17 protein-coding genes are annotated in these 12423 nt (G+C 39.6%); 13 read left to right on the forward strand and 4 right to left on the reverse strand.

The genetic code is table 11. From position 1 onward, the window contains the following. Positions 1 to 12: 12 nt before the first annotated feature. The 6 genes from AC0VYH_RS10740 (at position 13) to AC0VYH_RS10765 (ending at position 4860) form a co-directional block, all read left to right on the forward strand. Positions 13 to 1398: a sigma-54 interaction domain-containing protein gene (locus AC0VYH_RS10740; RefSeq protein ID WP_475367331.1), complete on the forward strand. Its 1386-nt coding sequence runs from the start codon at positions 13 to 15 to the stop codon at positions 1396 to 1398. 196 nt (positions 1399 to 1594) lie between these two features. Further along, positions 1595 to 3004 (forward strand): lysine 2,3-aminomutase, encoded by a 1410-nt coding sequence (gene kamA / locus AC0VYH_RS10745; protein WP_475367332.1) that lies wholly within the window; start codon positions 1595 to 1597, stop codon positions 3002 to 3004. Then, positions 3001 to 3288 (forward strand): YokU family protein, encoded by a 288-nt coding sequence (locus tag AC0VYH_RS10750; RefSeq protein WP_404682137.1) that lies wholly within the window; start codon positions 3001 to 3003, stop codon positions 3286 to 3288. Before kamA ends, AC0VYH_RS10750 begins: the two co-directional genes overlap by 4 nt. Before the next feature lie 136 nt (positions 3289 to 3424). Next, positions 3425 to 3682: an IDEAL domain-containing protein gene (locus AC0VYH_RS10755; RefSeq protein WP_194221541.1), complete on the forward strand. Its 258-nt coding sequence runs from the start codon at positions 3425 to 3427 to the stop codon at positions 3680 to 3682. 59 nt (positions 3683 to 3741) lie between these two features. Next, on the forward strand, positions 3742 to 3867 hold the full coding sequence (locus AC0VYH_RS10760; protein ID WP_255622402.1) for a hypothetical protein: 126 nt from the start codon (positions 3742 to 3744) through the stop codon (positions 3865 to 3867). Between the two features lie 114 nt (positions 3868 to 3981). Continuing rightward, a complete protein-coding gene (locus AC0VYH_RS10765) occupies positions 3982 to 4860 on the forward strand; it encodes a 5'-3' exonuclease (RefSeq protein ID WP_475367333.1) in 879 nt (292 codons plus the stop codon). Positions 4861 to 4959: 99 nt separating this feature from the next. Here AC0VYH_RS10765 and AC0VYH_RS10770 read toward each other — a convergent pair whose 3' ends face one another. Beyond that, positions 4960 to 5349 carry a reverse transcriptase-like protein gene (locus AC0VYH_RS10770; protein ID WP_194221543.1) on the reverse strand — a complete coding sequence of 130 codons (390 nt, stop codon included), beginning with the start codon at positions 5347 to 5349 and terminating at the stop codon, positions 4960 to 4962. 127 nt (positions 5350 to 5476) lie between these two features. On the opposite strand from AC0VYH_RS10770, the gene AC0VYH_RS10775 reads away from it, so the two are divergent. Together AC0VYH_RS10775 and AC0VYH_RS10780 are read left to right on the forward strand one after the other, a co-directional pair. Next, positions 5477 to 5653: a zinc-finger domain-containing protein gene (locus tag AC0VYH_RS10775; RefSeq protein ID WP_430246252.1), complete on the forward strand. Its 177-nt coding sequence runs from the start codon at positions 5477 to 5479 to the stop codon at positions 5651 to 5653. A gap of 13 nt (positions 5654 to 5666) precedes the next feature. Continuing rightward, a complete protein-coding gene (locus tag AC0VYH_RS10780) occupies positions 5667 to 6329 on the forward strand; it encodes a DUF771 domain-containing protein (RefSeq protein WP_194221545.1) in 663 nt (220 codons plus the stop codon). Positions 6330 to 6354: 25 nt separating this feature from the next. Here AC0VYH_RS10780 and AC0VYH_RS10785 read toward each other — a convergent pair whose 3' ends face one another. Next, positions 6355 to 6603: a DUF2564 family protein gene (locus tag AC0VYH_RS10785; RefSeq protein WP_194221546.1), complete on the reverse strand. Its 249-nt coding sequence runs from the start codon at positions 6601 to 6603 to the stop codon at positions 6355 to 6357. A gap of 153 nt (positions 6604 to 6756) precedes the next feature. Then, positions 6757 to 6957 carry a cold-shock protein CspD gene (gene cspD, locus AC0VYH_RS10790; RefSeq protein ID WP_194221547.1) on the reverse strand — a complete coding sequence of 67 codons (201 nt, stop codon included), beginning with the start codon at positions 6955 to 6957 and terminating at the stop codon, positions 6757 to 6759. A 286-nt stretch (positions 6958 to 7243) separates the two neighbouring features. Here cspD and AC0VYH_RS10795 point away from each other — a divergent pair, with 286 nt between their 5' ends. Both AC0VYH_RS10795 and AC0VYH_RS10800 read left to right on the forward strand, forming a co-directional pair. Beyond that, positions 7244 to 8932: a formate--tetrahydrofolate ligase gene (locus AC0VYH_RS10795; RefSeq protein WP_475367334.1), complete on the forward strand. Its 1689-nt coding sequence runs from the start codon at positions 7244 to 7246 to the stop codon at positions 8930 to 8932. A 16-nt stretch (positions 8933 to 8948) separates the two neighbouring features. Beyond that, the gene (locus AC0VYH_RS10800) at positions 8949 to 9467 is read left to right on the forward strand and encodes an acyl-CoA thioesterase (RefSeq protein WP_194221549.1); all 519 of its coding nucleotides are present in this window, start codon (positions 8949 to 8951) and stop codon (positions 9465 to 9467) included. A gap of 124 nt (positions 9468 to 9591) precedes the next feature. On the opposite strand, the gene AC0VYH_RS10805 is transcribed toward AC0VYH_RS10800, so the two are convergent. After that, a complete protein-coding gene (locus tag AC0VYH_RS10805; RefSeq protein WP_404682131.1) occupies positions 9592 to 9861 on the reverse strand; it encodes a DUF2524 family protein in 270 nt (89 codons plus the stop codon). A 131-nt stretch (positions 9862 to 9992) separates the two neighbouring features. Between AC0VYH_RS10805 and AC0VYH_RS10810 the strand changes: the two genes are divergently transcribed. From AC0VYH_RS10810 to AC0VYH_RS10820, 3 genes are all read left to right on the forward strand, one after another. Further along, entirely contained in the window at positions 9993 to 10853 is an 861-nt protein-coding gene (locus tag AC0VYH_RS10810) for a CvfB family protein (RefSeq protein WP_475367335.1), read from the forward strand. A gap of 77 nt (positions 10854 to 10930) precedes the next feature. Next, the gene (locus AC0VYH_RS10815; RefSeq protein ID WP_194221551.1) at positions 10931 to 11188 is read left to right on the forward strand and encodes a YhdB family protein; all 258 of its coding nucleotides are present in this window, start codon (positions 10931 to 10933) and stop codon (positions 11186 to 11188) included. 100 nt (positions 11189 to 11288) lie between these two features. Beyond that, on the forward strand, positions 11289 to 12299 hold the full coding sequence (locus AC0VYH_RS10820; RefSeq protein ID WP_430246260.1) for a glycoside hydrolase family 15 protein: 1011 nt from the start codon (positions 11289 to 11291) through the stop codon (positions 12297 to 12299). The last annotated feature ends 124 nt before the right edge of the window (positions 12300 to 12423 follow it).

A 12423-nucleotide genomic window follows, 5' to 3' on the forward strand; every position in this document is an offset into this window, starting at 1 on the left:
AGGAGGACGTCTATGAGAGAAACGATTCCACTTACGGATGGAATGTTTGAAGCGATCCTAGAAAGTATTGATGAAGGGATTCATGTCGTTGATAACAGAGGGATGACGATCTATTATAATGAAATTGCTGCTAAGCACGACGGATTGCAAGTAGGCGATGTGTTAGGAACGCACTATTTAGAAGCTTTTCCATCACTCTCCAAAGAAACGAGCACACTATCTCATGTGTTAACGACAAGAAAGCCAATTTTTAATAAAGATCAAACTTACAGAAATATGAAGGGACACTTGATCTCGACGATTAATACGACACTGCCTATCGTTGTGAATGGGCACTTAGAAGGAGCTGTGGAAATTGCTCGAGATCTTTCGCGTATCAAAATATTGTCTGATAAGGTAATGGAATTACAATCTAAAATAAATCGAAAGACGGTCAAGGAGTTCGACAACGGCACTATCTATACATTTGAGCACATTCTAACGAACGATCCCGTTTTTATAAAGGTAAAGGACCGAGCCCAAAAAGCTGCCGTTCTTCATTCTCCAGTTCTTGTCTATGGTGAGACTGGCACTGGAAAAGAACTCCTTGTTCAAGCAATTCATAATGCTTCTAAGCGGGTGGGGCCATTTATTGCACAAAATTGCGCCGCCTTACCTGCATCGATTCTTGAGTCGATTCTTTTTGGTACGTCAAAAGGAAGCTTTACAGGTGCTGAGGAGCGTGAAGGATTATTCGAACTAGCTAATGGCGGTACTCTTTTTCTTGATGAGATTAATTCGATGCCCATTGATGTACAAGCAAAATTGCTTCGGGTTTTAGAGGATGGTGTCATCCGGCGAGTTGGAGCAGGAAAGACGAGAAAAGTGGATGTCCGAATCATAGCTGCAATGAATGAAGAACCGGAATCTGCTCTTGAGGCAAAGAGGCTTCGTGTTGATTTGTTTTACCGTTTGAATGTTATTTATCTTAGATTACCACCTCTTCGAGAACGAAAAGAGGATATTTCTAATCTCATTGCTCATTTTATTAAGAAATACAACGATAAATTTCATAAAAACATAAGAGGAGTCGATCAGAAGTCGGCAACGCTGCTCTCTTCGCGTCACTGGCATGGAAATGTTCGGGAGCTTGAGCATGTGATTCAATCGGCCATGAATTTCGCAGAAGGACATACATTAACCTTCGACGATTTTGAGGTGCTTCTTCCAGAAAATCAATCTCGTGTAACGGCACCACTCCGCGACGTTTTGTTAAAAACAGAATATGATTTAATAAAACAAGCCATGAATGTCAGCCAGGGTAATGTGAAAAAAGCTGCAGAGCAGTTAGGCATCCCCAGACAAACATTACAATATAAACTTTCTAAACACCCACTAAGCCAGAGTGCCGAATATTGAGCACAGCTGGCTTTTTATTGTGGAAATAAATGAAGGGAGTGGATAAGTAGGGATCTTAGTTGTAACCGTAATAGACTTATCTTATAAGCGTCTTGATCCCACGATAAACCAAAAAGTAGGCTTTTTTGAAGAATTAATGGAGCTGGCACGCTACTTGCATAGTATAGGAGTAGATTATCTGAAGGGGGAATGTATTGTGCTGATGCAACTGTATAAGCCAACTCGGAATTGGAAGGATATTGAACTTTGGAAGGATGTCACGGAAGACCAATGGAATGATTGGATTTGGCAGCTTACTAATACGATTCGAACGCTTGATGACTTGAAGAAAGTAGTGAACTTAACACCTGACGAGGAAGAAGGTGTGAAGATCGCAACGAAAACCATTCCACTTAACATCACGCCATACTATGCTTCCTTAATGAATCCGGATGATCCGCGCTGTCCGGTTCGCATGCAATCAGTCCCTATTTCGCAAGAGATGTATAAAACGAAATATGATCTCGAAGATCCTCTTCATGAAGATGAGGATTCCCCAGTGCCTGGATTAACGCATAGATATCCTGATCGCGTTCTTTTCCTAGTTACAAATCAGTGTTCGATGTACTGCAGGTATTGTACTAGGAGACGCTTTTCAGGGCAAATCGGAATGGGGGTTCCAAAAAAACAGCTTGATGAAGCCATAAGCTATATTTCAAGAACCCCTGAAGTGAGAGATGTCCTTATTTCTGGAGGAGATGGGCTACTTATCAATGATAAGATTCTTGAATATGTGCTCAAGAACTTACGAGCGATTCCACATGTTGAAATTATTCGAATCGGAACGAGAGCCCCGGTTGTGTTTCCTCAGCGAATTACAGAGGATTTATGTAACATTTTAAAGAAATACCATCCTGTCTGGCTGAACACGCACTTTAATACAAGTATTGAAATTACAGAAGAATCGAAGAAGGCATGTGAAATGCTGGCAGATGCCGGCGTTCCTGTTGGAAATCAAGCGGTTATTCTTGCAGGGATCAATGATAGCGTACCGATTATGAAGAAGCTGATGCATGACCTTGTGAAAATTAGGGTGAGGCCATATTACATTTATCAGTGTGATTTATCTGAGGGGATTGGGCATTTTCGTGCACCGGTTTCTAAAGGATTGGAAATCATTGAAGGATTAAGGGGACATACGTCAGGATATGCCGTACCGACTTTTGTAGTTGATGCCCCTGGAGGCGGTGGAAAAATAGCCCTTCAGCCAAATTACATGATTTCCCAAAGTGCAGATAAAGTTATTTTACGAAACTTTGAAGGGGTTATTACTTCTTACCCTGAGCCGGAAAATTATACTCCTGGTACGGCTGATACGTACTTTAACCAGGTTTATGAAATGGAGAAAAAACCTGCTATCGGCATTCATTCCTTAATGACAGATGAGCGGTTTAATCTTGTTCCAGAAGGCATTCAGCGGTTTAGTCGAAGATCTCAATACGAAAAGGACGCAACACATAGCTCGCTAAAAGATAAGCGCGATAAAAGAGATGTTATGAAGGAAAAGAAATTTAACGCAGAGCAGGAGAAATACAAAGGTAATGATAAAGGAGAGGAAACCGTATGATCTGTAAATGGTGTGAACAGGAGGGAGCTTTTGAGACGCTTGATAAAGGTTACTGGGAATTACCTGATGGATCGAGAGCGGTCGAAATTAGTGATTTGCCCTCGGTTCAATGCGGTTATTGCGGGATGTGCTATCAGACAGATGAATTAGTTGGAGACGTGGAGGAGCAATTGATGCTAATCGATACGGCAAAACTACCCTCCTCCTTTTCGTATAAAGAATTAATGAGTCAAGAAAGACTCTTAAAGAAAAATTATTTTGATCTTGATCGTTACCCGCTCTAATCCTTGAGTTAATAGCATTTTCTCTTGAAAAGAAAACAAGTAAAAAAAGTTATATCGGAATATTCTGAAAAATATTGATATTTTGACGATTCCCTCGTATAATAGAAAAAAGAGCTTCAGAGGGGGGAGAGCTAGCATGAACAATCATCATAAGTCGTATAAAGACAATATGAAACAACGTGCTATGAAAAAGAAACAGGAACAGGAAACGTTTGAGTTGGAATTGTACGCCCAATTGATCCTTGATGAAGCCGTGTTTACTTTCCAGGAAAAACGTTACCAACAATCCATTGATCAAGCTCTCGACAGAGGAGACAAAAAAGCATTTCAAGAAGCATCCAAGCAGTATGTAGCGTTTCTTCGTTCTTACAAACAGGAGCTTCATTTCGACTGAATAGAATGAGGCCAATCTGGCACAAACTAGAGAGGAAGTACTTCTAAAGGAGTGTCACGATGGGCAGACAGAAAAAAGGAAACCCCAATGCACAGCGTAATAATAATGCAAAACAACAAAAAGCAAAAGCGATGCCATCCTATGCAGAGATGGAAGCAGAAAAGCTGAAAAATCCGCAAGAATAAAAGAAGGAGCCTTCATTAAAAAGGCTCCTTCTTTTATTGTGATCATTTTGTTATTTCGTTTATGTTACCATAAGAAAAGAAAATGGTTTATAGGGTGAAAGGAAGATCAAATATATGGGCCGATTAGTATTAATTGATGGATTTAATTTATTAAGTAGAGGTTATTTTGCGACAGCCTATGGAAAGTCTGAAGACCAGCTTTCGCAAACGCCTGAAGGGTTATATACGAATGCTTTAAGGGTGAAGCTGCAAAAAATCATTTCTCTTGTAAAGGAGTATGAACCGACGCATTTTGTTGTTACATGGGATGTGAAACGGAATGAAGTAAAGCGTAAAGCGCTCTATGAAGAATATAAAGGAACGAGGGAAGATTTACCAGGTCCTCTTATTCAGCAATATGAAACGGCTGTGAATTTGTTTAAGGCAACAGGAATCCCGCAGATAAGTGTAGAAGGATTTGAAGCAGATGATGTAATGGGAACACTCTCCGACCGGTGGACAAAAGAAGGTCTGGGTGATTGTTACATTTATAGTAATGATCGGGATCTTCTTCAGCTTCTGAATCCTTCTGTTTCACAAATTATTGCGATTCGCAAAGAAGGCGATAGGGTATACACAGAAGAGCATTTCAAAACAGAGTATGGAATTACACCCGATCAGTGGATTGATGTGAAAGCATTACTTGGAGATAAGAGTGATAACATTCCAGGTGTTGCCGGAGTAGGGGACAAGGCTGCTTTACCGCTAATTCAGCAATATGGTTCCGTTCAAGGGGTATATGAGAACATTAGCGAACTAGACAGTAAATTTAATCGGTATCGTAAAAAGCTTATAGATGGCGAGGAGTTCGCGAAATTAAGTCTTGAACTTGTGACAATTGAGCGCGCGATTCCTGATCTTGATGATTATTCGTTTGCTAATTGCAGGTTAGATATGGATTTAGATCGGTTTAAAGATGAGCTGGATCATCTCGGATTGAGAATCCGCATGTAGAAATAATGGTTGGTTAACAAATCCTAAATAAAAAAAGCGCCTTGGATTGAAAAGGCGCTCATTTTAATTAGGATTTGATAGAAGATAAGGACGTTTTTATCATTTGTTTTGCTGAATCGCTTTTCGCGCTAGCTCGTCAGCCATTTTATTTTTTGAGCTTGGGATCCATTTAATGAAACAAAGGTCGAATTGATCAACTAACGCCAAGCATCGAATTAAGTAGGGTTGATAACCTTTGTTTTTGACATATCTGCCGTCGACTGCGCTACTGACTAGCTGTGAATCTGTCCGAACGGAGATTGTGCGGAACTGTTTATCTATACAAAGCGTAAGAGCGTGAATTAACGCTTCAAATTCTGCTTCATGGTTTGTGAGCGTGCCAAGCGGGAGAGAAGATCGAATGACACTTCCTTCTGCTTTAACGAAAACACCTGCTCCAGAGGGACCAGGGTTACCTGCGCTTGCTCCATCTACATACACTTCAATCATGTGCCTTTCCTCCCCTGTGGGCTGGTCTTGTTGTATTTTATCATAATCATGTTCGTAGAGAGAAGACATACATTTAAGGTAAAAGGAGAAAACTGTTAAGAAGGGACTGTGTGTAGGAGTGAAAAGTATGAAAAAGAAAGAAGTTATGATGGAAGTAGGGTTAATCCTAGATACATATTGTCAGGATTGCTTGCTCAAAAGAGTCAATCAACATGATTACGGTAAATGTCATGCCCAAAAGTTTTGTATTACCGAATGTACAGTTGGAGAAGAATTGAAGCAATTAGGTAAACATTTGACATAGGGAGGGCATAGTCATGGATGTTATAGTGAAATGGAAATACAAAACGCCAAGAGGCCTTTCCTCCTGGATGACGTCAGACGAAGTGCCATTTAATGAAGCGCTTCTTTTGGCACGTGATATTGCTAAAACTGGTCGATCCATCGACCTTTACTTTCTTGATAATAGGGGAACGAAATGGTCTGTTAAGGAATTGGAAACATACATGACCAAAAAACAAGAGCGACCAGCTTCAATTGAGGTTATTTTCGACGGTAGTTTTGATAAAGAAACAAAGAAGGCTGGATGCGGAGCGGTTATTTATTATTATGAGGGTAGGCAGAGAAAACGCATACGAATAAATAAAGCGATGGATTATCTTGAAAATAATAATGAGGCCGAATATGCATCGTTATGGTTAGGTCTTCAAGAAATAAAATCAATCGATGTTGAGGATACAGAGATCCTCATCAAAGGTGATTCCCAGGTGGTGATTAACCAGCTTGGAGGAGAATGGGCCGTGTATGAACCACTCTTAACGAGGTGGATGGATCGCATTGAAGATACGCTACGTGATCTTAGACTTCAACCTGTGTACAAGCATATTTCTCGCGAAGAGAATAAAGAGGCGCATCGTTTAGCCAAACAAGCGCTTAAGGGTACAGAAATTAGTAGTTCCATTGAAGTTGATAACGAATAAGAGAAGCAGCGCAATGCTGCTTCTCTTATTCGTTTGCTTCTCTTAACTGCGTTTCACATTTTTCGATTAATTCACTAGAAAATTCATAGAACTGTTCATTCGTTCCCGATTTATGTGAGAGCGCTTGTTGGAACTGTTCTTTCGCTTGATTTATCGCATCCTGTGCCGCTTGTAACTGGTTACCATTCATGCTTTTCGTTGCCTGGCCGACGAGGTGCTGAGCTGATTTAATGGACATTTCAATTTGTTGCAAATCAGAATATGGTTCTGACATACTATCCCACCTTTACGATTCATTCAAGAATAGTATGACCATGAGTCTGCTTTTTAAACCAAAGGGTTTATCGTGATTTAGCGTCTATCTCATCGGAAAATGACATGAAAAAAGGAACTGATGATTTCATCAGTTCCTTTTGAAAATTATATTTTAGAGTTTGTTTACGTTAGCAGCTTGAGGTCCGCGATTTCCTTCAACGATTTCGAAAGAAACGTCTTGGCCTTCTTCAAGTGTTTTGAAACCTTCATCATTGATTGCTGAGAAGTGTACGAATACATCGTCAGCTCCGTCGATTTCGATGAAACCGAATCCTTTTTCTGCATTAAACCATTTTACTTTACCGTTTTGCATGTTTGTTCCTCCTAAAAGCTTAGCACAATCTTTGTGCACTTTAAAATTCAACCATTCACTGGAACATTGAATAAGAGATATTCGATGTGTACGAGATTAGTGCACGAAAAATCGAAATCAAAGTCTCAATCAAATATCCTATGTGATAAATGGTTAACTACAATATAACGTCTCATTAGAAAAATGTCAAGACTATCAACTGATTAAAACATAATCCTTAACGGGAAGAATAAAGTTGGGTAAGATGGAAATTGGAAAGATGCATTCTTACATATGGAGGGGTTCTATGAAGCCGGAAGTAAAATTCAAAAGTGATATTGATATTGCACAGGAATCTAAGATGACTCGCATCTCTACAATTGCCGAGCAGCTAGGATTATATGAGAATGAATGGGAACCTTATGGTCATTATAAAGCAAAGATTTCATTAAATGCGATGAAACGTTTGAATGAAAAGCCCTCTGGAAAAGTCGTCCTTGTAACAGCGATCAATCCTACTCCTGCAGGGGAAGGGAAAAGCACTGTAACAGTTGGTTTAGCGCAGGCATTAAATCGAATCGGTGAAAAAGCCATCGTTGCCATGAGAGAACCTTCACTTGGTCCGAGTATGGGGATTAAAGGAGGTGCAGCTGGAGGTGGTTATTCGCAAGTAATGCCGATGGAAGATATTAACCTCCATTTTACTGGAGATTTACATGCGATAACGTCTGCACATAATGCTTTATCTGCCCTTATCGATAACCATATTCATCAAGGAAATGAAATTGGTTTTGATACGAGGCGTGTCACTTGGAAGCGCGTTGTGGATTTAAATGACCGAGCATTACGTAATGTCATTGTTGGTCTAGGCGGCCCTACACAAGGTGTACCTCGTGAAGATGGGTTTGATATTACAGTAGCCTCTGAAATCATGGCGATTCTATGTCTAGCTTCAGACATAACTGATTTAAAGAAACGTCTTTCATCAATTGTAGTAGGATATAGCATGTCAAAAGAGCCGATTACTGTTGGGGATTTAGGTGTAGAGGGAGCGATTACACTTCTTTTAAAAGATGCGATGAATCCGAATCTTGTTCAAACGTTGGAGAATACTCCAGCCCTAATCCACGGTGGCCCTTTTGCTAATATTGCTCATGGATGTAACAGCGTGGCAGCAACCAAAATGGCGCAAAAGCTTTCTGACTATGTGATTACTGAAGCAGGATTTGGGGCTGATCTCGGAGCTGAAAAGTTTTTCGATATTAAAACTAGAGCTGGCGATATTGATCCTGCAGCAACCGTAATTGTAGCAACCATTCGAGCCCTTAAAATGCATGGCGGAGTACCAAAAGATAACCTAAAAAAAGAAGATGTTGGTGCGCTAAAAGCTGGACTATCAAATCTGGAACAGCATGTCTCTTCAATAAAAAAATTTGGTGTACCATATGTTGTTGCCATTAATCGGTTTCTAACAGACACGGATCTAGAAATGAATACTCTCTTAGAATGGTGTAAAGAAAATGATATCCCTGTAGCGCTAACAGATGTATGGGCACGAGGAGGAGAAGGCGGCGTAGAGCTCGCAGAAACGTTATTAAACGAAATGGAACGAACTGAAAATCAGTTTAAGCCTCTTTATGATCTTGATTGTTCAATGACTGAGAAAATCGAAACGATCGCTAAAGAAATTTACGGTGCTTCGGGGATAGAATTGTCCTCTAAAGCTAAGAAACAAATGAAAGAATTCGAAGAAAATGGTTGGGGGAAACTTCCTGTTTGTATGGCAAAAACACAATATTCTCTTTCGGATGACCCTTCGTTACTCGGAAGACCTTCTGGCTTTACGATAACCATTCGCGAATTCCGTCCTTCCATTGGAGCCGGATTTATCGTAGCATTAACCGGGAACGTAATGACGATGCCTGGATTACCTAAAAAACCAGCGGCCCTTAACATGGATGTTTCTGAAGACGGAACAGCAATTGGGCTTTTCTAGAAAGAGTGGATATACGATGTCGAATACAGCTTTAACAAAAAAATTAATACGTGATTCAAGAACGACCAAATCAAGCTTCGTACTACCTTCTGACACAAATACACATGGAACCTTGTTTGGTGGAAAGCTAATGTCTTACATAGATGACATTGCTGCCATAGCTGCATCTAAGCACGCTAGATCAGCAGTAGTTACTGCATCAGCTGACTCAATTGATTTCCTTAGTCCTATTCGTGAAGGTGAAGTAGTCAGCTTAGAGGCCTATGTAAGTTGGACACACAATACTTCAATGGAAGTGTTTGTGAAAATATTTGCCGAAAATGTGTTAACAGGAAGAAAGAAAGTGTGCGCAACGTCCTTCTTAACTTTCGTTGCTCTAGATGAAGAGAGTATACCTGCAAGAGTGCCTGAAGCAATGCCTGAGACAGAAGAAGAAAGATTTGTGAATGATGGTGGACTAGAGCGTATGAAGGCAAGAAAAGCGAGAAGAAAACACTCGCAAACATTAGCCAGTGAATTTGGTTCATTTTCTTAAGAAATAAGCTGCTTTTACTTAAATTATCGATTGTGTCTCATTCGACTGGTTATCAAAGAGCATGAATGAGCTAAAAATCAACTGCGTTAAACATAGCTAAAAAAGATCTGCAAATATGCAGATCTCATGTTTCAAACCCGAGAATAAAATTGTTTTGCCGATCCTGAATTTGCTGTTGCGCTCGATTAAGGGCGTCACGCTGTTCAGGATTTGCACTGTGAATCATTTTATCTAATTCTCCGGACATTCGCTCAAGTAATTGCTGTGTTTCAGTATAGCTATTATCAGTAATGGCTGATTGCTGTTTGGTAGCAAGCTGAAGCTGTTCATCGGCATATTCAACTAGCTCATGAGCGTTTTTTAACATTTCCTCTAGTTTTCGGTATGTGGACAATGTGCACATCTCCTTTTCGTAATTGGTCACGATTAGTATTGACAGGAAAGACACTTTTATGAGAAACAAGGGGAAATTCCGGCTGTGGAAGTGATATACTAAGACAAGCAAAAAGAAAGGCGTGAATCAAGTTGGCAAGTGAATTATATGCAGGAGAAATGGCGACGCTACGTGTCGCACGTATACAAGAATACGGATATTTTCTAACAAATGGATTCGAAGACGTTATGCTTCATAAAAAAGAAGCTAAAAATAACTATGAAGAAAATGATGAAGTTGAGGTGTTTTTGTACCATGATCATCAGGGGAGACTTTCAGCAACTGAAACAATACCAACTGTTACAGTTGATTCTTTTTCGATTCTAAAGGTCGTAGAAGTGAAAAGAAGCCTTGGGGTTTTTGTTGATATTGGTATTCAAAAGGACATGTTGTTATCAAAAGATGATTTACCTTATGATTGGGCAACTTGGCCAGCAATTGGTGATGAATTGTATTGCGGACTAAAGCTCGATAAAAAGCAGCGTCTATTTGCAGATTTAAGTAAATTTGAAGAAATACAGGAGCTTTCTAAATCAGCACCGGCAGAATGTAAAAATGATGAAGTAGAAGGCCTGGTTTTTCGCTTTCTAGAAGACGGTGTTTCAATTTTAACCAATGAAGGATATCTTGCTTATCTTCATAAGGATGAGATGAAGGATCAAGTGAGACTTGGCCAGCGTCTTACAGTGAGGATCACGTTTGTTAGAGAAGATGGACGTATAAATGTATCCACAAGACCACTTGTTAAAGAAGCAAGACTTGAGGACTCTGAACGTTTAGTTGCTTATATGCAAGAGCGTGACAATCGGATGCCATATACAGACAAAAGTGATCCAGAAGCCATAAAGAGTGAGTTTAACATCAGTAAAGCTGCTTTTAAGCGAGCTATGGGGAAACTTATTAAAGAAAAGAAAATTGAACAAAAAGACGGTGTAACGTTCCTTAGAACGTAATATGACATCTTTTTCTTCGTGTAATGGGTGCTTACGAGCGGATACTATATGTAAGCTCCTAGAAAGGGGGCATGTCATTGGACATTACTGACTATGACAAAGCTCTATATTACACACATCATTGTGCTTGCATTGAATTAAGTATCCTGATGATGAAGACAGAAGACGATATTCTTTCGAAGCGAATTGAGCATTTTGTTCATGCGTTTATACGTGAAACTGAATTTTTGAAGGTGAAAGAAGCGCGAGACACACTTCTTACCTATATAGACTATGTGTATCGAATGGAACCTGAAATGAGCGATATGACAGCAATAAATCAGACTTTTGACTGACCCTAAACTACCCGGGTCAGTTTTTTTTTGTGGCATAAAAAGGTTTAAAATTGTCGAATAGGGTATAATTGTAGTAAAAAATAAGGAGCAGGTGAGAAATATGAATCAACAGCAGCTGCACAGTGTACTTGAAAGCATGCGATTACCCAATGGAGCTTATGTTGCAAGTACATCCGATGATTACGACTACGTTTGGATCAGAGATGTATGCTATGCGGTTATGCCATATTTAAATTCAAAGTGTTCACGATATGAAAAAGCTTATCATGCGCTGCTCACATTATTGAGAAAGTATGAATGGAAAATCGATATTCATACGGAGCAGAAACCACATTACTTACATGAATACATTCATGCCAGATACACAAGAGATCTTGAAGAAATTCCTGTTGAATGGGGTCATGCACAAAATGATGCAATAGGAATATTGCTGTTTGGTATAGGACAAGGAATTCAAAATGGAAAGCCTATGCTAAGGGACAAAGTCGATCATCGCATCGTTCAGAAGCTTGTCGACTACTTAGAATGTCTAGAATACTGGAAAAGCCCAGACAACGGCATGTGGGAAGAAAATGTAGAAGTTCATGCATCAAGTGTCGGAGCATGTGTTGCAGGATTAAAAGCAGTAAATACGCTCGTTAATGTTCCCTCTTATATGATTGAAAAGGGTCAGGAAGTCCTAAATGAACTTCTGCCTTGTGAGAGCGAAACGAAAGAAGCCGATTTAGCGCTATTATCCTTAATTTATCCTTTAAATGTTGTAACAAGAGAACAAGCCATTCAAATTGTAGATCGTATCACGGGACAACTCGAGCGAAAACGCGGAGTTATTCGTTATGAAAACGATGTTTATTATAATGAAGGTAGTGAAGCAGAGTGGTGCTTCGGATTTCCTTGGCTCGGTTTATGTTATGAGCAGCTGGGTGAACTAGATAAAATGAATGAATATTGGACGAAAACCATGAGTATTACACCTGAAAGTGGTAAAATCCCAGAACTTTATATTGGTGGTACTGATATTCCAAATAAAAACACTCCCCTTGCATGGTCTATTTCGATGGCATACCAGCTACAGGTTCGAATGAACGAAATGCAAGAGAATGTATCATAACTTAAAAAAGTTTTTTTCAAAAATGATATGTTCGCTTATATTGTTGCTCATTCGATTGAAACGTTCATTAATATAGCCATTCTAAAGGTTGCGGTTTATCCGCAACCTTTTTTCTATGAGATAT

This window comes from Anaerobacillus sp. QJM3NY_32 (assembly GCF_056173645.1).

Excerpts from the sequence above, each read along its gene's own strand:
- AC0VYH_RS10785 (WP_194221546.1), bottom strand. The coding sequence starts at position 6,603 with ATGTCAGAACCATATTCTGATTTGCAACAAATTGAAATGTCCATTAAA.
- AC0VYH_RS10820 (WP_430246260.1), top strand. The coding sequence starts at position 11,289 with ATGAATCAACAGCAGCTGCACAGTGTACTTGAAAGCATGCGATTACCC.
- AC0VYH_RS10750 (WP_404682137.1), top strand. The coding sequence starts at position 3,001 with ATGATCTGTAAATGGTGTGAACAGGAGGGAGCTTTTGAGACGCTTGAT.
- AC0VYH_RS10770 (WP_194221543.1), bottom strand. The coding sequence starts at position 5,349 with ATGATTGAAGTGTATGTAGATGGAGCAAGCGCAGGTAACCCTGGTCCC.
- cspD (WP_194221547.1), bottom strand. The coding sequence starts at position 6,957 with ATGCAAAACGGTAAAGTAAAATGGTTTAATGCAGAAAAAGGATTCGGT.
- AC0VYH_RS10800 (WP_194221549.1), top strand. The coding sequence starts at position 8,949 with ATGTCGAATACAGCTTTAACAAAAAAATTAATACGTGATTCAAGAACG.
- AC0VYH_RS10765 (WP_475367333.1), top strand. The coding sequence starts at position 3,982 with ATGGGCCGATTAGTATTAATTGATGGATTTAATTTATTAAGTAGAGGT.
- AC0VYH_RS10740 (WP_475367331.1), top strand. The coding sequence starts at position 13 with ATGAGAGAAACGATTCCACTTACGGATGGAATGTTTGAAGCGATCCTA.
- AC0VYH_RS10780 (WP_194221545.1), top strand. The coding sequence starts at position 5,667 with ATGGATGTTATAGTGAAATGGAAATACAAAACGCCAAGAGGCCTTTCC.
- AC0VYH_RS10760 (WP_255622402.1), top strand. The coding sequence starts at position 3,742 with ATGGGCAGACAGAAAAAAGGAAACCCCAATGCACAGCGTAATAATAAT.
- AC0VYH_RS10775 (WP_430246252.1), top strand. The coding sequence starts at position 5,477 with ATGAAAAAGAAAGAAGTTATGATGGAAGTAGGGTTAATCCTAGATACA.
- AC0VYH_RS10795 (WP_475367334.1), top strand. The coding sequence starts at position 7,244 with ATGAAGCCGGAAGTAAAATTCAAAAGTGATATTGATATTGCACAGGAA.
- AC0VYH_RS10755 (WP_194221541.1), top strand. The coding sequence starts at position 3,425 with ATGAACAATCATCATAAGTCGTATAAAGACAATATGAAACAACGTGCT.